The organism is Rossellomorea sp. LjRoot5, from assembly GCF_964253455.1.
Lineage (GTDB): Bacteria > Bacillota > Bacilli > Bacillales > Bacillaceae_B > Rossellomorea.
On the sequence record NZ_CAXUQN020000001.1, the window covers coordinates 3732051 to 3748570 of the forward strand.

Sequence of the window (16520 nt, forward strand, 5' to 3'; positions counted from 1 at the left end):
TCCTTTTCCTCACTCTTCTTCCAGACTTGAAAGAAACGATTTATTTCTCAGACCGGCGCGACGGATGTAGGCTTCCACCGTGATATCCACCTTTAATTCAGGGAAATACACATCTCCCCACATCGCTTCAAGTTTATTCCAATCTGCTGGTCTCGACCGGCGAATCACTTCGTCAAATCCAAAGATGTCGGTTTTATTGCTTTGAGCCTGTTCAATCGCTTTTTTTATTTCTCCTTTAATCTCTTCCTCCACCTTTTGTTCCATCTGAGAAATCATCTTTCCATCCGTGATATCGACCGGCACCTCCATTTCACCTATGCTTCCTTCCACACGGGTATGAATCGAGATATGAGGCTGACCATTCTTCACTTCCCCGGACACGTTCGTCTTTTGCCGGTCCGTTTGATAGGCAATGACTTCTTTCTTTTCTTTCCAATCGATGTTGATGTCTGTGCCTTGGATCTCATCCCTGATCCATACAGTCCCCCTTGCCGTTTTCCCGTATGACCAATCCACTAATTTCCCATCTTTTATAATGGCGATCCCACTCGCTTGGAGTGTGGATTCAGGTTCACTTTCCTGAATGTTCTCAAGCTGGCTGGCATGCTTGGGATTGCCTACAATGCGGAATCCGGATACCACGGTTGCCCTATCAGATGACTGCAATCCTTTCATAACGTCCTGAATCGACGTCTTCACGTTCTGCCCCCATTTTTTCTGTGAAAATTCCAATGTTTTCAGTACTTTATTTGCTGGGATTTTATCAACCGGAGTTAAGGTTCTGAGCAAATCTTCTGCCGTTGAATGATTCGCAATCACCATGGTGGTCGTGATCCGGAATTCATGATCCCGGTCGATGGCATCAATTAACATCGTTACCCCTTCTTCTCTTGCAAAATCCTCCCCGACGACCACCAGATTGGTGTGAGCATAATATAATCTTCGGGAAATCTTGCTTGAGGCACGCCTGCTTGCTTCTACTAAATTATCCCCGGTAGACGAATAGATTGTAACAGGAGGGCTCTGTGTCCCTCCTCCACCTCCACGCATGCCCCCGGCCACGTTCCCGGGATTGATGATTTGCAGTGTCATGGTATATTTTCCATCCTCGGTCTTATCTACGCCCAAGGCTGCCACAATGGCAAGATCCGTTAGCTCTTTCTTACTCCAACACCCGGAAAGGAAAAGGGTCAAGCTCATCATTAAGATAATAAAAGTCACTTTACGATTCACGGTTGCCACCTTCTTTCCCCTCTGCAGTGACCATTGCCCTGGATGAAGGCGTCACGGGACCTTGGTTCGTTCCTTCCCGTATCGTATTCGCGCTTATGAGGCGTGGTCTTTGTCTGAGTGTCCACCATGGCAGCCGTACAAATGTATCCTTATTATTCACCGGTATAAACGGAGCAAACGGAGCCATATAAGGCACGCCAAATGAACGCAGACTGCATAAATGTACGACCATCATCAGGAAGATCAAAATGATTCCGTAAAATCCAAAGGTCGCTGCACCGATCATGAATAAGAATCGGATGAGCCGGGCAGAAATCGCCATATCAAACGATGGCGTGGCAAAACTCGCGATCGCCGTGATCGATACGATGATGACCATCGCCGGTGACACGATGCTCGCCTGAACGGCTGCCTGCCCAATGACAAGGGCCCCGACGATCGATACGGCAGAACCGATCGCTTTCGGCAGTCGTATTCCCGCTTCCCGCAAGATTTCAAACGTGATTTCCATCAGGAGGGCTTCCACGAATGCCGGGAAGGGGACCGCTTCCCTCTGTGCTGCAATCGCGACGATGAGCGTCGTCGGCACCATCTCCTGGTGAAAGGTGGTGACCGCCACAAAGGTTGCAGGGGCTATCAGCGAAATCGTGAACATCAATATTCTTAAAAGCCGGATCGATGTCGCAATATCGAATCGGGCGTAATAATCCTCTGCCGACTGGAAAAATTGAATGAACAGAGCAGGGGCAATCAAGACAAAGGGAGTTCCATCGACAAAGATGGCGATCCGCCCCTCAAACAGATTCCCTGCGACCACATCAGGTCGTTCGGTGTTAAAAATCGTCGGAAACGACGTCATCGTTTGATCTTCTATCAGTTGTTCGATATACCCCGATTCCAAAATGCTGTCGATGTCAATCTTCTTTAACCGCTGGCGTATTTCCTCGATCACTTCTTCATTGGCAATGCCATGTATGTACATAAGGGTCACATCGGTCTTCGTTACCCGGCCGATCTTCGTGGTCTCCATCCATAAATCAGGCGTCTTGATGATACGTCGGATCATCGACGTATTGGTTTCAATCGACTCTGTGAACGCCCCTTTTGGACCTCGGACCACCATTTGCGTCGTCGATTCTGAGATGGCACGCTTTTCCCCGCCTTTCGTGCAAGCACTCAAAGCCTTCCCGACCCCATCCACGAGGATAATGGTATCCCCTTCCATCAAGGATGAAAACAGCTCCTCCCATTTATCGAAAGAGGACACATTCCCAACCGTCATCATGTCATCCGAAATCAGATTCAACGCATCGTGCTTATTCAACTCTTCTTTATGATCATCCTTCATCATCGACTGCAGCAGGAACTCCTGAATCGATTGATTATCCACAATCCCTTCCACATAGACTATTGCCGTTTCAATGTCGGCATTCTTCCCCATTTTCAACCGGCGGACAACGACGTCAGAACTGTTCCCTGTTTTCTGGCGGATGATAGCAAGGTTGCCTGATAATGAATTCTGTATATGTTCTTTCGAAGTATCAGAAGCTTGTGATTCCGACTGTTGATCCTTCTTTGGTTTTCGACCTTTAAAGAACGAAGGCATAAATTCTGGCACCCTTCTCTTATTTTTTATTACTTTAACCATATGAGGGTTTTTTATGTAATTTTTAACAAAGGGAAGTGCTGCATGAACCAACACCTAAGAGAAGAACCTAAGAGGAGGAGCGTGATCAGCATGAAAATCATGGGTATTACCTTTTTAATGATGGGATGTTTAATGGCCTTTTCTTTAGGTCTCGATATTCTCCAGGGTTACGACCTATCAGATGCCTGGCAAAATGCCATCAGCCCCTTCCGCGTATTGGAAGTGGCAGAATTGGTTGTGCTCTTCTTTCTTCTCTTTCTCTTTTTTGGTGAAACGGCCTATAATTTTTTCAAAAAAAGAAAGAAAGGATCTACAAAACAATAAGCCCTCCCACGCAACTTCCCCTCCTTTCCCCTCTTCACAACCACGTATTATTCACTTCTTGTTAAAATTCACCATTCAAAGAAGATTCACGCTTTCAATAACCATTCCAATCTTTTATAATGATAATTAAGAATTATTATAATTATCACACTATTTATGTGGTAGTTGCTTTCCCCTAATTTTTTGGAACAGGAAGGTGAATCGTAATGGAAAAAGAGAATCGCCCTGATCAAAAGGATCACTCTGCAGCATCTGGAGAATGCCCCTTCACACATCACAAGGATAGCGCCATCACGACAACGACGGCTCCTGGAGGTATGACGAACAAAGAATGGTGGCCGAATATGCTGAACCTGAGCATCCTTCGCCAGCACGACCGGAAAGCGAATCCCATGGGAGAAGACTTCCACTATAAGGAAGAGTTCTCGAAGCTCGATTACGACGCCCTGAAGCAGGATCTTCACAATCTGATGACAGACAGTCAGGATTGGTGGCCCGCCGACTACGGTCACTACGGCCCCTTCTTCATCCGTATGTCTTGGCACGCAGCAGGTACATACCGCGAAACGGACGGTCGCGGAGGCGGTTCATCAGGCTCACAGCGCTTTGCGCCACTGAACAGCTGGCCGGATAACGTCAACCTCGATAAAGCCCGCCGCCTGTTATGGCCGATCAAGCAAAAGTATGGCAACATGATTTCGTGGGCTGACCTGCTCGTCCTGACGGGGAACGTCGCCCTTGAATCCATGGGCTTGAAGACCTTCGGATTCGGTGCCGGCCGCGAAGACATCTGGCATCCTGAAGAAGACGTCTATTGGGGAAATGAGAAAGAATGGCTGGCCGACAACCGTTACTCCGGTGACCGGGAGCTTGAGAATCCACTCGCTGCCGTGCAGATGGGTCTCATCTACGTGAACCCGGAAGGCCCGAACGGCGAACCGGATCCACTGGGAAGTGCCCGTGACATCCGCGACACATTCGGACGCATGGGGATGAACGACTACGAAACCGTCGCCCTGATCGCAGGCGGTCACACATTCGGGAAAGCCCACGGAGCGGGAGACGCTTCCCTTGTCGGAGATGATCCGGAAGCTGCCGACATTGAAAACCAGGGACTCGGCTGGCTCAGCTCATACGGCAGCGGAAAAGGACGTGACACGATTTCAAGCGGTGTCGATGGTGCCTGGACGTCGAATCCGACGAAGTGGGATAACGGCTACTTCGACCTTCTATTCGGCTACGAGTGGGAGAAAACGAAGAGTGCAGCCGGCGCTTCCCAATGGACACCGGTCGGCATGACCGAAGAACATATGGCACCTGATGCCGAGGATCCGTCCATTAAAGTGAAGACGATGATGACGACCGCCGATATGGCACTCCGCATGGATCCTGATTACGAAAAGATTTCCCGTCATTTCCATGAAAATCCGGAAGAATTCGCCGATGCCTTCTCCCGTGCCTGGTTCAAGCTTCTTCACCGCGATATGGGGCCGAAAGCACGCTATTGGGGTCCAGAGGTTCCGGACGAAGAATTGATCTGGCAGGACCCGGTTCCAGCCGTGGACTACGATCTTTCCGACAGTGAAGTCGCTTCGCTGAAACAACAGATCCTCGACACCGGCTTAACCGTAAGTGAGCTCGTGAAAACCGCCTGGGCCTCCGCCAGCACATACCGCGGTTCCGACATGCGCGGGGGCGCGAACGGTGCACGAATCCGTCTCGCTCCTCAGAAGGACTGGGAAGTGAACGAGCCCGCTCAGCTTGAGAAAGTCCTTGGTGTCTACGAAGATCTACAAAGCAAGCTCGATAAAAAAGTCAGCCTTGCGGATCTGATCGTATTAGGCGGAAACGCAGGCGTTGAAAAAGCCGCCCGTGACTCAGGCTTCGACGTAACCGTTCCATTCTCACCTGGACGCGGCGACGCAACGGCCGAGCAGACTGACCCCGACAGCTTCGGCGTTTTGGAGCCCGTTTCAGACGGCTTCCGCAACTACCAGAAGCAGGAATACGCCGTCAGCCCTGAAGAAATGCTTGTGGACAAATCACAGCTCTTAGGATTGACCGCTCCTGAAATGACCGTCTTGATCGGCGGCATGCGTTCATTAGGCGCCAACCACGGCGGAACGGAGCATGGCGTCTTTTCAGACCGCGTCGGTACCCTAAACAACGACTTCTTCGTCAACCTGTTGGACATGGGGATCGAATGGAAGCCGGCCGGATTCAATCAGTATGAAGGCCGCGACCGCAAGTCCGGTGAAGTCGTCAGAACGGCTACCCGCTTTGACCTTGTATTCGGTTCGAATTCTGTTCTGCGTGCACTGGCTGAAGTATACGCGCAGAATGATAATCAAGAAAAATTCGTCCGTGACTTTGTTACCGCGTGGGTGAAGGTGATGGATGCAGATCGGTTTGATTTGAGATAATGAGTAGTGGGCCTCTTCCTTGTTTGGAAGGGGCTTTTTTTGCACAGACCTCCTTCATCTCTCCCACAATTTCATTGACAAATCCCCACCTCTCCATTATTATCAATATCGATAACAATCACAAAAGGATGTAATCGAATGACCCAAATAGATACCGACCTATTCCTCCACCCGATCCGGATGCGGATCATACAGCATCTCTCCAAAGGAGCGGCGACGGTACACGAGCTGAAGGAATGGATGACAGATGTCCCCCAGGCCACCCTTTACCGGCATTTGAATCGACTGACCCAAAACAAGATCATTCATATCGTCGATGAACGGAAAATTCGGGGGGCCGTCGAGAAAACCTATGCCATGCAGGAAGACAGTCCTTATATGACCGTTGAAGAATTGGAGCAGCTGTCAGGGGAAGAACATCTTAAACTGTTCATGACCTTCCTATCCTCTGTGACAGGTCAGGCAAGGAACTATCTTCTGAACGACCCGGATCTTGCCCGGAATTTCTTCGGATATAACCAGCTGGACCTTCACCTGACACCCGTCGAGCTTAAGGAATTGACTGAAGGCATGAATGAGCTTCTGAGTAAATTCAAATCGAACCGACCGACGGATGAAAACGAAAAGATTTCCTTCATCCAAATGCTTATCCCAGAACCCAAAGGACGTGACCACATATGATCAGATCAAAATTTTACCGAAAAGTATTCGAACTGAACGGCCATCCCATCATCGCAAAAGGATTGCGCTCATTCGCCCAATCCAAGGTGAGCAAACCGTTTATCGCTTCTTTTGCCAAACTCTATAAACTGAACATGGAAGAAGCCACGCGCGGACTCCGTGACTACGGCACCCTTCATGACATTTTCACACGGGAGCTGAAAGCCGATGCGCGGCCGGTCTCAGGTTCTGAAGGTGCATTCGTCAGCCCGTGCGACGGCTATTTATCCGTCGTCGACGACTTGACTATGGAAAGCACGTTCACGGTCAAAGGTCAGGATTATACGGTGGAAGAACTGCTAGGGTCCCCGGTTAAGGCAGAAGCATATGCCGGCGGGAAGGTTCTCATCTTTTACTTAAGTCCGACCGATTATCACCGGGTCCACGTCCCGATCGATGCGACGGTCGAGGAAGTCTACACACTCGGTAGGCACGCAGATCCCGTCAACGAACTCGGACTCACGCACGGTGTCCGTCCCCTTACCCGGAATTACCGGCTCGTCTCCCGCTTTGATGTGGCAGGATCCCCTCTTGCCCACGTCATGGTCGGGGCGTTGAATGTGAACTCGATTGTGAGGACGAATATGAGTGACGTCGTTCACCGGGGAGATCCGTACGGGTACTTTTCATTCGGATCGACAGTCGTGGTTGGTGTGCCGGAAGGAAAGTTCAGCTTCACCCGGGAAAAAGGACCAGTGAAAATGGGTGAAGAAATTGGGAAGTGGCATTCTTAAAAAAGGTGACTGCTCCCCATTATGGTGGGTCTCACTTATCGGTTAGGAGATCAGGTTAAGCACCAGACCAGAGCGGATAAATAAACGGAATATCTCCGCTTAATTCATAATGAATAAGTTAAAAAGGCTGAAATAGACGGAAAAATTCCGCCTATTTTGTCAAAAAATACAATTAGGGGTGGCTTTTCTTGGTGTAAGCGGAATATTTCCGCTTATTCACCCCAAAAACAACTTCCATTCTAAATGTAACCGGAAAATCTCCGCTTATTTTTCTTTTTGCCGGTCCCTCTATATAGGGGGATTAGAAGATTATTCCTAAAAAATTCTTCAAATGTACAATCCTACTACAACCGTCATTTAAAAAGCGCCCGCTCCCCACAAGAGACAGGCGCTTTTCCTATGTGACCGGGCATCACGCCCCGAGACTCTCCCGTACTTCTTCCTCTTTCTCTTCCGTCCGCTTCTCCAACTTATACACAAGCACCCCACCAATCAACAACGCTATCCCAAGGAGCTTTTCCCAGGACAATGAGGACGGTTCAAACCCGAACCAGCCTCCCGTGTTGACGATGAACGCGATCGTGATCTGCGAAATAAGTGCGATGGAAATCGCATAGGCTGGGCCGATCAACGTGACTCCCCTCATGAGGAAGAATACGATCCCGACTCCGAACACTCCGCTGAAAAGGAACACGGGATTGACGCCGCTGAAGTCGAATAGACTCTTATCTTCCATTGTATAAAAAACCGGCAGTGAACAGACGAGACCGAGTCCGAGCACCAGGCTCGTCGTGGCCCATGGTCCAGTCTTTTCGCTGACCCGTGCATTGAATACGTTTTGTAAACTGATCAAAATACCTGCGATGATGGCTAATCCGACTCCGAACATGTGAGACCCTCCTTATTCATAGATGTTTCCTTTTGCAAGGGTGCTGAGTTTTTCCAGATCCTTGATGGTGATGGAGCCGTTGACCCGCTCGATGAGGTCATCCGTCGCCATCTTTTTCAGTACCCGGTTCAGGTGGCGGTAGCTCGTGCCGATCCATTCGGCGAGCTCCATAAGATTGGACGTATGCATCTCCTGATGAAACATGGTCCCTTCCCCCGCTTCCGAAATCGACAGCAAGTAGCTTGCCAGGCGCACTTCAACGGGATACAGCATGTGCATGCTTGTGATATGGGATTCCGTGTAAAACTTATGGGCCACCGTATCAAACAGAAAGCGCATGATCGCGGAATTCTCCTTCTCAAGAGCAGCCAAATCCTCGAAACACACCGAGAGGAACACCCCGTCCGTGACGGCTTCCACCGAATTGAGAACCGCTGTGCCCTTCGAATATTCCACATCCCCGATCAGGGCCAGGGGCCGCTTGAACCGGTTGATTAACAGCTTCCCTTCCGGCGTATGGGTGAAAATCTTGATTTTTCCTTCCATAAGGAAATACAGTTCGTCGAGCTCTTCCCCCGTTGAAAAAAGCACATCCCCTTTTTCAAAGGAATAGATTTTGATATGTTTTCTGAATTCAGCCGGAAATAAATCATCCAGCTCGAATTGAGTAATATAACGGTCTGGATTTGCACCTTGCATTTCTTTCATCATCCGACTCCTTTTCTACAGTTGAAACAAAATGACCCCTGCAAGCATCATCGTAAGTCCGACAACCTGTCGCGTTGTGACCGGGATTTTCTTTTCCCCGAACCACCCCTTCGATTCAATGAGGAAAGCCGTTCCGATCTGGGCCACAAGCAGGATGGCAATCGCCGCTGCCGGCCCGATGCTGTGGATCGCCGTCAGTTCCGAGAAGACGACAATCACGCCGAACGTACCTCCAATCAAGTACAGAAACGGCACCTCTCTGAAGCTTTTCCCTTTTCCATCCCTGGTTTTCATATATATCGTCATCGAAATCGCAAACGCCACCAGGTGGACCATCGACGTCGTATGCCACCCGCCGATCGTGTCACTCATCCGTGCATTGAATATTCCCTGCATCGTAATGCAAAGACCTCCAAACAGAGCAAATAAAGCACCTTTCATCGTTCATCCTCCTATTCTTTGTTCTATTAAATAGGAGGTTGTGGTTTTGCGAAAGGACATATGTCCTAAGGTTGTGCTGATGGGGGATTGGGTATGCGTTTTCATGTATGATTCCTGGCGCGCAGGGATCATTTATCGGCGAAATGTTGATTTTATCATAAGCGTAAAAAGATCCACACCTTCAAATGAAGATGCGGATCTTTTTACGCCATACGCGAAATTCTAGATATATCAGCGACTCTCACTTTATCAGCGATTGCCCATATAACGGTCACAGCCAATAAGCGCACCTGCCGTTCACGGAGAACCCGGAGGATTATACTTCGGCGGAACCCGCAGCCAGCCCCTTGATATCATCACGTTCTTTAATGGTGCGGCGATTTTCATCAGGTTGATCTGGATGGAAAAGAACATCAGTCCGACATCGGTCCGGACGGTCTTGGACATGGCCTGAGCGCAATAAGTGATGGATGCTGCCACCTTAACTGAGATGAGATTTGCAATCTCATCATCCGACAGCCTGACCCCTTCCGGCACGGCGCTTTGTTCCGACTGTGGTTTCTTTGGATTGACCAAGGGCAATGGGACCCCTTCTTTTAAAAGGAACTTCTCTATTTTTTTCGTATCCAGCATGCTTCCTTCCAATGCGCTTTCCAGTACATTTTGTAAATCCTTGTCCGTCGTGGTGTTCAGTCCCACCTGATAGAGGGCGTGGGCTTCGTGAAATGCCGTGAAGGCCGTCCAAAGGTCCATCACTTCACCGACATGGAGCGGGGGCTTGGGGGCTTCATCTGTGAAATTTTTTATGATAGCGGAAATCGCTTCGAATACATTGGTCATCATGTAACCTCCTGATGCTTGTTGCTATTATTATTCGCTATACATTCAGATTGGATACATGTTTAAAGGGCATAAAAAAAAACAGACCGTTGACCGGCCTGCTGAAGGGGATGAAACTTTGCTTCCAATGGGCTCTGGATTCCTCTCAACGGAAAATGAAACACACGCATACTTCCCCTACTCATCCAACACCCAATCCCCACTTCACATACCCCATCAACCACTCCGTCTGTTCCTTCAACTGAATCGTCTCAGAGTCCAGAATCGCATGGTCCATCGCCATCCCATCGATATGGGAGATGATCCCCTTGGCAATGACTTCAGGTTCAAACCGGGGTGAGAATTCCCCTGCCTTAACGCCTTCTTCGATGATGTTGACGGTCATTTGGTAGGCCTGCAGGAATCGTTTCCTCGCGTGCTTCTTCCTGCTTTCATCATTGCGACCAGTGATGAAGTATTCCAGCTTGGAAGGGGCCAGGGCGTCCATGTCATTGGTTGCATGCTTGCTTTCCCCGAGGAAGCTCATGAGCAGGACATCCCAATAAGAACCCTGCTGCTTCCTCATCTCCTGAATGGATCCTTCTACAACCTCCATCAGCTCATCTTCAATCAAGGCTTCAAAGAGATCCTCTTTATTTTCAAAATATTGATACAATCCTCCCCTGCTTACGCCGGCCCGTTCCATGACGTGCTTCATGGTGGTGTTTTCATAGCCGTGCTCGCAGAAGACTTCCCGTGCGGCTTTCAATAAGTTAGAGCGGCGTTGCTCCTTGTGCTCCTGACTGACTTTCGGTGACATCCGTCTCCTCCTCTACTTTATGTCTTACTGCAATCGATACGAAGAATAATGCGATCAATAATGAACCGGTGATGATGAAAGACGGGATGATCCCTATCACGGTGGCAAGGGCTCCCCCTGCGAGCGGTCCGATGATCGTGGCCGTCGTCGTGGTGCTGTTGACGACACCGAATACCCTGCCCGTCATATGAACCGGCGTTTTCTCCTGGGTCGCTGCCTGGAACGGGATGAAGACGAGGCCGGCAGATGCCCCGGCCATCAATCCAAGAGCGGGGACCCACAGCATGGATAGACTCAGATCATAATGCGTCAGGACCCCCATCAAACCGAATCCCAACCCGATTCCGAATACCCCGACACACATATAGACGAATGCGTTATAATCGGTCTTTTTCGAAAGATAGATGCCTGTGATCAGCATTCCGACACCTGCACTTGCCACCAGGTACCCCAGAAGATTGGGTGAGACATCCGTCAACTGGCGCAACAGTACGATGAACTGAGAATCCGATAGTTGGAGGATCAGTAAGCTAATCCCCAGCAAGAATAATCCATATAATAAGAAACGGCTTTTCTTAATGAATGAGAATCCGACTTTGATCTCTTCCTTGAAGGAAGGTCCGTCCCTCTTCTCCACTTCGACTTTCACTTCTTTCACGGCTTTTGGCAAAAGGAAGATGAAGATCGCCGACAGGAAGAAGGTGGCGGAGTCTAAATAGAAGACGTTGTACGTTCCAATCAGGGAAACGAGGATCCCGCTCACGAGGGGCCCGATGACCTTCGTGCCCGAATCGATGGTGGACGAAAGCGACATGGCTCCCTTGATGTTCTCATCTGCCACAAGTTCCTTCAACTTCCCATTCTTCGCCGGAATGAACACAGAAGAGAAGATCCCCGTCAGGAACAAACAGCCGTACACCATCCACACATTCGTGGCCAGCGTCAGGAGCAGAATCAGCACACCCCTCACCACATCGGAAAACACCATCAGCGTCTTCCTCTCCATCCGGTCCGCAATCGTTCCCGTGATTGGTCCGAATAAAGCCATCGGCAGCGCAAGACTCAAGATGATCAACGACATCTGCATCGGTGTTGCTTCCCATTTTAACCCAACCAGCGTAATGATCGCCACAATACTCAACCAATCCCCAATCCCCGAAATCGCCTGCGCCGTCATCAACGTGATGAACCCCTTATTTTTCCGTAAAGAAGATCCCATTTCCCATCGCCCCTTTATTAAAAATGACATTAGTATCGTTTTATTAATCTTAGTATATCGACACGAGTGTCATTTTGCAACCGGCTTTTTAAATTTTTTAAAAAATAGGTATACTTATCTTATAAGAAAAGGGGGTTCACATATGCCTAAGCCGGTAAATCTTGATATGTTGATTGGAGAAATGGAATCGCAGTTTGAGGGATTTCACTATTATTTTCACCTCGAGACGGGGTCGGTCGTCATGGTGTCTACTGAGATTCTAAGTCAAGCGGAAGAAGAAGAGCCGATTGACGGGCTTGAGGAGTGGGAACAGACTGAATATGCCCAGGCTGTGGATATTCTTGAGCATCCTTCCCACTATCTGGACCTGCCTGACAGGGAAGAAATCAATGAGTATCGCATGATGGAAAATTTCTGTTATTCCCTGGACGAGGGTCACGAGAAACAACGGTTGATCTCAGCCATACAAGGACGGGGAGCGTTTAGGAGATTCAAGGATCAGGTGGATCAGTTGGGGTTGAGGGAAGAATGGTTTTCGTTCAGGAGGGAGTGTTACAGGGAGGAAGCTAGGGATTGGTGTGAGGTTCATGGGGTGGAGTATGAACAACGATAAAGCTTGCCGTAGATAGAAAGGTCGGTTCCTTAGCTCTAAAATGAAGTGCGAAGGAACCGACCGACTTTAGTGGTATGATTTGAGGAAACATTTGACAGATAATCTAAATGAATTGAAGAGGCAATAACTTATCAGATTCTGATTTGTTATAGTTCTCGTTTTTTATTACTTCTCCTACCACCTTGATTTTGACTTTAAGTTGGGGAATTGCATTAAAGTCTATTTTTGTAATCTTTGCCAAGTATGCATAACCTTCATCCAAAATGTCTGTCATAAATTCACTATAAAATGCCGGTACATATCCCAGGAGATGTTGATCCATGGTTTTAACCATAACGGCAAAAGAATCATATGAATTCGAAGCTTCACTTTCAAATATTACTTGAGTATCTTCAGCTAAAAGATTAAGATTTTCTTCACCATCATGATATCTTCATCCAGCTACATAGAAATTGAAATTAAAATGATCATCTTCAATATAAACAGGATCTACAAATTAACGAGTTTTCCCCTTCTATCATCGTGAACCGGTACCTCCCATTTCCCTTTCCTGGATGACAGATTTTGTCGCTGCAAGGATATGTAGTGGAATCAATGTTACCATTACTGTGATTAAGACTAGTTTTTTCAACATGGAATTCTCCCCTTCCTAAACCTCGATCTTTTCCCTTGACAAAAAAACGCATTTATATAATAATGAATATCGAATTAGAATTATTACAATCTGTTAATGATTCTCAATCACATACCACTACTAGGAGGAATTTACACTATGTCATTAATCGGTTCACAAGTCGTACCATTTAAAGCAGAAGCATTCAAAGACGGTGAGTTCATCACTGTTACAGACGAAAGCCTGAAAGGTCAATGGAGCATTTTCTGCTTCTACCCTGCAGACTTCACATTTGTATGCCCGACAGAACTTGAAGATCTTCAAAATAACTATGAAACTCTTAAAGAGCTTGGCGTAGAAGTGTACTCAGTTTCTACGGACACTCACTTTACACATAAAGGCTGGCATGACAGCTCAGAAAAAATCGGTAAAATCAAATACGCAATGATCGGTGATCCGTCACAACGCATCACTCGCGGTTTCGATGTATTAAATGAAGAAGATGGTCTTGCTGACCGCGGAACATTCATCATCGACCCGGATGGCGTCATCCAAGCAGTTGAAATCAACGCTGGCGGAATCGGCCGTGATGCAGATATTCTAGTAAGCAAAATCAAGGCGGCACAATATGTGCGCAACAACCCAGGCGAAGTTTGCCCGGCTAAATGGCAGGAAGGTTCTGAAACACTTAAGCCAAGCCTTGATCTAGTTGGTAAATTATAAGGAGTGCTAAAACATGCTCGAAGCAGATATTAAAGCACAATTAGAACAATACCTGCAAATGATGGAAGGCGACATCGTTCTGAAAGTCAGTGCAGGTGACGATGACACGTCGAAGGAGATGCTCTCTCTTGTTGAAGAGCTCTCTTCCATGTCATCCCGCATCTCAGTGGAAACAGCAGAACTGACAAGAACACCAAGCTTCAGCGTGAATCGTCCTGGTGAGGAGACCGGCATCACTTTTGCCGGGATTCCTCTTGGACATGAATTCACTTCCCTGGTCCTTGCCCTCCTGCAAGTGAGCGGCAGAGCGCCGAAAGTGGATCAAAGCGTCATCGATCAGATCAAGAGTGTCAAAGGTGAACATCACTTCGAGACGTATGTCAGCCTAAGCTGTCATAACTGTCCTGACGTGGTGCAGGCACTGAACATTATGAGTGTCCTGAACCCGAACATCACACATACGATGATCGACGGAGCTGCGTTCAAGGAAGAAGTGGAACGCAAGAACGTCATGGCCGTTCCTGCAGTCTACCTGAATGCGGAATTCTTCAACGGCGGACGTACGACGTTAGAAGAAATCCTATCTAAAATCGTGGAAGGTCCCGGTGCGGATGAGCTAACGGATAAAGATCCGTATGACGTCCTTGTCGTCGGTGGCGGACCAGCGGGAGCAAGTGCCGCGATCTACGCTGCACGTAAAGGAATCCGTACAGGAATCGTTGCAGAACGCTTCGGTGGTCAGGTCCTTGACACGATGAGCATCGAGAACTTCATCAGCGTGAAGCAGACGGAAGGTCCGAAACTTGTGGCGAGTCTTGAAGAGCATGTGAAGGATTACGGCATCGATGTCATGAACCTTCAGCGTGCAAAACGCCTCGAGAAGAAAGATCTTGTGGAGCTTGAGCTTGAAAACGGTGCAGTCCTGAAGAGTAAGAGTCTGATCATCTCGACAGGTGCTCGCTGGCGCAACATCAACGTTCCTGGTGAACAGGAGTTCAAGAACAAAGGAGTGGCATACTGCCCTCACTGTGACGGACCACTGTTCGAAGGCAAAGATGTCGCTGTCATCGGTGGAGGAAACTCCGGAATCGAAGCAGCCATCGACCTTGCAGGAATCGTCAAGCACGTCACGGTCCTTGAGTTTAACTCAGAACTGAAAGCTGACGACGTGTTACAGAAACGTCTATTCAGCCTGCCGAACGTGACCGTGATCACGAACGCACAAACCCAAGAAATCACCGGTACGGATAAGGTGAACGGCATTACCTACACCGACCGTGATACTCATGAAGAGAAACACATCGAACTGCAAGGCGTATTCGTGCAAATCGGTCTCGTGCCAAACACAGACTGGCTCGGCGACCTTGTTGAACGCACGAAATTCGGTGAAATCATCGTGGACAAACACGGTGCTACCAACGTCCCTGGCGTATTCGCCGCAGGAGACTGCACAGACAACGCCTACAACCAAATCATCATCTCCATGGGATCAGGAGCCACCGCCTCACTCGGCGCATTCGACTACCTGATTCGTAACTAAGATGATTTCTTACTGAGGTCCGTCCCTCGATTTGAGGGACGGACCTCTTTATGTTTTTATGCCCCTCACTTCTCGTTTTAAAGCGGCAGTCCTAGCATCATCTATTTTCCTTCGTTATCAATCTACGAAATTTTAATATATACATTCTACCATTGCCTGCTAACACGGGAGGGACGGACCCTCTGTTTCACTGAAACAGAGGGTCCGTCCCTCCCGCAAAGTTTATGAAGACTTTTACATCTGTTAAAGCCCTTATACAATATGTTCATTGCTTAATCCGTTAATACTTTGAAACTAGTTGATGGTAACCCCTGCACTCGCGTAGCCTATTACGGTACCTACGAGTGTAATTCCTGTTACAGTAGCAGAGAACACCATTAATAGCCTGTCCCCCTGATTAACAGTGACAGCTAGATTCGATAGTGCTCCTCTACTGACATCACCAAGGGTAATAGGGGCAGTAATAGTTGGATTTAAGGAAACAAGAGTCTCGGGGATCGGATCGAATGTATTCGTGGAAGGATCGGCTGAACGATATAACTGAGCTATGATAGTGGTATCGCCCACAAGGGCTACGGAGGCAGTCGCACTAAAGAATGCAGACATGGAAGTGATGGTCCCATCCCTGGGAACTGAGAAGGCAAAGTTTAGTAGCGTTCCTCCAGCTCCGGTAAGGTCAATTTGTCCACTTTCAAGAAGTGTCACTCCGGTAATACTGTTACCAAAACCTACAAGACTTGTCGTACCTACCAATCCTCCTGCAATGGTGGTCAATGCAACTGGAAGTCCAGAAGCATAGGGAATAATAGAGCCCGCGCCTGGGAGTCCTGTATCTCCAGTGGCTCCGGTTTGACCTGTTTCACCTTGGGGTCCTTGGGGTCCTTGGGGTCCTTGTGGCCCTGTGGCTCCTGTTGGACCAGGAGGACAATTGCATTCATATGGAAAGATATCGCAACTCTCAGGAAAGAAACTTGCGCTTGCTGGAAAATTAGTCCCTCTCCTTAACCTCGGTAATCCATTTCTAAATTGTTCTCTCAATTCTTTCACTCCTAT

Annotated in this window: 16 protein-coding genes and 1 pseudogene; 7 read left to right on the top strand and 10 right to left on the bottom strand. The window is 48.3% G+C overall.

What is annotated here, in order from left to right:
* Positions 1 to 9 precede the first annotated feature (9 nt).
* Both ACSQ2E_RS19120 and ACSQ2E_RS19125 read right to left on the bottom strand, forming a co-directional pair.
* Complete coding sequence (locus tag ACSQ2E_RS19120; RefSeq protein WP_435993175.1) at positions 10 to 1233, bottom strand: Ger(x)C family spore germination protein; 1224 nt, start codon at positions 1231 to 1233, stop codon at positions 10 to 12.
* The gene (locus ACSQ2E_RS19125) at positions 1223 to 2839 is read right to left on the bottom strand and encodes a spore germination protein (RefSeq protein ID WP_435993177.1); all 1617 of its coding nucleotides are present in this window, start codon (positions 2837 to 2839) and stop codon (positions 1223 to 1225) included. Before ACSQ2E_RS19125 ends, ACSQ2E_RS19120 begins: the two co-directional genes overlap by 11 nt.
* A 132-nt stretch (positions 2840 to 2971) precedes the next feature.
* Here ACSQ2E_RS19125 and ACSQ2E_RS19130 point away from each other — a divergent pair, with 132 nt between their 5' ends.
* The 4 genes from ACSQ2E_RS19130 to ACSQ2E_RS19145 all read left to right on the top strand — a co-directional run bounded on the left by ACSQ2E_RS19130 (position 2972) and on the right by ACSQ2E_RS19145 (position 7082).
* Complete coding sequence (locus ACSQ2E_RS19130; RefSeq protein WP_435994649.1) at positions 2972 to 3205, top strand: hypothetical protein; 234 nt, start codon at positions 2972 to 2974, stop codon at positions 3203 to 3205.
* Positions 3206 to 3411: 206 nt separating this feature from the next.
* On the top strand, positions 3412 to 5628 hold the full coding sequence (gene katG / locus ACSQ2E_RS19135; RefSeq protein WP_435993179.1) for a catalase/peroxidase HPI: 2217 nt from the start codon (positions 3412 to 3414) through the stop codon (positions 5626 to 5628).
* 138 nt (positions 5629 to 5766) lie between these two features.
* Positions 5767 to 6309: a helix-turn-helix domain-containing protein gene (locus ACSQ2E_RS19140; protein WP_435993181.1), complete on the top strand. Its 543-nt coding sequence runs from the start codon at positions 5767 to 5769 to the stop codon at positions 6307 to 6309.
* Positions 6306 to 7082: a phosphatidylserine decarboxylase gene (locus ACSQ2E_RS19145; protein ID WP_435993183.1), complete on the top strand. Its 777-nt coding sequence runs from the start codon at positions 6306 to 6308 to the stop codon at positions 7080 to 7082. The genes ACSQ2E_RS19140 and ACSQ2E_RS19145 overlap by 4 nt, the downstream gene beginning before the upstream one ends.
* 412 nt (positions 7083 to 7494) lie before the next feature.
* On the opposite strand, the gene ACSQ2E_RS19150 is transcribed toward ACSQ2E_RS19145, so the two are convergent.
* The 6 genes from ACSQ2E_RS19150 to ACSQ2E_RS19175 all read right to left on the bottom strand — a co-directional run bounded on the left by ACSQ2E_RS19150 (position 7495) and on the right by ACSQ2E_RS19175 (position 11978).
* Positions 7495 to 7971 (bottom strand): DMT family transporter, encoded by a 477-nt coding sequence (locus ACSQ2E_RS19150; RefSeq protein ID WP_435993185.1) that lies wholly within the window; start codon positions 7969 to 7971, stop codon positions 7495 to 7497.
* A 12-nt stretch (positions 7972 to 7983) separates the two neighbouring features.
* Complete coding sequence (locus tag ACSQ2E_RS19155; protein ID WP_435993187.1) at positions 7984 to 8682, bottom strand: Crp/Fnr family transcriptional regulator; 699 nt, start codon at positions 8680 to 8682, stop codon at positions 7984 to 7986.
* 12 nt (positions 8683 to 8694) lie between these two features.
* On the bottom strand, positions 8695 to 9120 hold the full coding sequence (locus ACSQ2E_RS19160) for a DMT family transporter (RefSeq protein ID WP_435993189.1): 426 nt from the start codon (positions 9118 to 9120) through the stop codon (positions 8695 to 8697).
* Between the two features lie 297 nt (positions 9121 to 9417).
* Positions 9418 to 9963: a DUF3231 family protein gene (locus tag ACSQ2E_RS19165; protein WP_435993191.1), complete on the bottom strand. Its 546-nt coding sequence runs from the start codon at positions 9961 to 9963 to the stop codon at positions 9418 to 9420.
* Between the two features lie 178 nt (positions 9964 to 10141).
* Entirely contained in the window at positions 10142 to 10759 is a 618-nt protein-coding gene (locus ACSQ2E_RS19170) for a TetR/AcrR family transcriptional regulator (protein WP_435993193.1), read from the bottom strand.
* A complete protein-coding gene (locus ACSQ2E_RS19175; RefSeq protein WP_435993195.1) occupies positions 10713 to 11978 on the bottom strand; it encodes an MFS transporter in 1266 nt (421 codons plus the stop codon). The genes ACSQ2E_RS19170 and ACSQ2E_RS19175 overlap by 47 nt, the downstream gene beginning before the upstream one ends.
* 142 nt (positions 11979 to 12120) lie before the next feature.
* Here ACSQ2E_RS19175 and ACSQ2E_RS19180 point away from each other — a divergent pair, with 142 nt between their 5' ends.
* A complete protein-coding gene (locus tag ACSQ2E_RS19180; RefSeq protein WP_435993197.1) occupies positions 12121 to 12591 on the top strand; it encodes a UPF0158 family protein in 471 nt (156 codons plus the stop codon).
* A 103-nt stretch (positions 12592 to 12694) separates the two neighbouring features.
* Here ACSQ2E_RS19180 and ACSQ2E_RS19185 read toward each other — a convergent pair.
* Positions 12695 to 13012 (bottom strand): annotated as a pseudogene (locus ACSQ2E_RS19185) (HIRAN domain-containing protein); the annotation flags it as partial.
* Positions 13013 to 13363: 351 nt separating this feature from the next.
* Here ACSQ2E_RS19185 and ahpC point away from each other — a divergent pair.
* Positions 13364 to 13927, top strand: coding sequence for an alkyl hydroperoxide reductase subunit C (gene ahpC / locus ACSQ2E_RS19190; protein WP_034761584.1), 564 nt, complete (start codon positions 13364 to 13366; stop codon positions 13925 to 13927).
* A 13-nt stretch (positions 13928 to 13940) separates the two neighbouring features.
* The gene (ahpF, locus tag ACSQ2E_RS19195; RefSeq protein ID WP_435993199.1) at positions 13941 to 15467 is read left to right on the top strand and encodes an alkyl hydroperoxide reductase subunit F; all 1527 of its coding nucleotides are present in this window, start codon (positions 13941 to 13943) and stop codon (positions 15465 to 15467) included.
* A 294-nt stretch (positions 15468 to 15761) separates the two neighbouring features.
* Here the strand turns inward: ahpF and ACSQ2E_RS19200 are convergent, their stop codons facing one another.
* Positions 15762 to 16505 carry an exosporium glycoprotein BclB-related protein gene (locus ACSQ2E_RS19200; protein ID WP_435993201.1) on the bottom strand — a complete coding sequence of 248 codons (744 nt, stop codon included), beginning with the start codon at positions 16503 to 16505 and terminating at the stop codon, positions 15762 to 15764.
* Positions 16506 to 16520 lie beyond the last annotated feature (15 nt).

Bases quoted from the DNA above. Each gene is read 5' to 3' on its own strand.
- ACSQ2E_RS19150 (WP_435993185.1), bottom strand. From the start codon at position 7,971: ATGTTCGGAGTCGGATTAGCCATCATCGCAGGTATTTTGATCAGTTTA.
- ACSQ2E_RS19180 (WP_435993197.1), top strand. From the start codon at position 12,121: ATGCCTAAGCCGGTAAATCTTGATATGTTGATTGGAGAAATGGAATCG.
- ahpC (WP_034761584.1), top strand. From the start codon at position 13,364: ATGTCATTAATCGGTTCACAAGTCGTACCATTTAAAGCAGAAGCATTC.
- katG (WP_435993179.1), top strand. From the start codon at position 3,412: ATGGAAAAAGAGAATCGCCCTGATCAAAAGGATCACTCTGCAGCATCT.
- ACSQ2E_RS19155 (WP_435993187.1), bottom strand. From the start codon at position 8,682: ATGATGAAAGAAATGCAAGGTGCAAATCCAGACCGTTATATTACTCAA.
- ACSQ2E_RS19165 (WP_435993191.1), bottom strand. From the start codon at position 9,963: ATGATGACCAATGTATTCGAAGCGATTTCCGCTATCATAAAAAATTTC.
- ACSQ2E_RS19125 (WP_435993177.1), bottom strand. From the start codon at position 2,839: ATGCCTTCGTTCTTTAAAGGTCGAAAACCAAAGAAGGATCAACAGTCG.
- ACSQ2E_RS19145 (WP_435993183.1), top strand. From the start codon at position 6,306: ATGATCAGATCAAAATTTTACCGAAAAGTATTCGAACTGAACGGCCAT.
- ACSQ2E_RS19130 (WP_435994649.1), top strand. From the start codon at position 2,972: ATGAAAATCATGGGTATTACCTTTTTAATGATGGGATGTTTAATGGCC.
- ACSQ2E_RS19175 (WP_435993195.1), bottom strand. From the start codon at position 11,978: ATGGGATCTTCTTTACGGAAAAATAAGGGGTTCATCACGTTGATGACG.
- ahpF (WP_435993199.1), top strand. From the start codon at position 13,941: ATGCTCGAAGCAGATATTAAAGCACAATTAGAACAATACCTGCAAATG.
- ACSQ2E_RS19140 (WP_435993181.1), top strand. From the start codon at position 5,767: ATGACCCAAATAGATACCGACCTATTCCTCCACCCGATCCGGATGCGG.
- ACSQ2E_RS19170 (WP_435993193.1), bottom strand. From the start codon at position 10,759: ATGTCACCGAAAGTCAGTCAGGAGCACAAGGAGCAACGCCGCTCTAAC.
- ACSQ2E_RS19160 (WP_435993189.1), bottom strand. From the start codon at position 9,120: ATGAAAGGTGCTTTATTTGCTCTGTTTGGAGGTCTTTGCATTACGATG.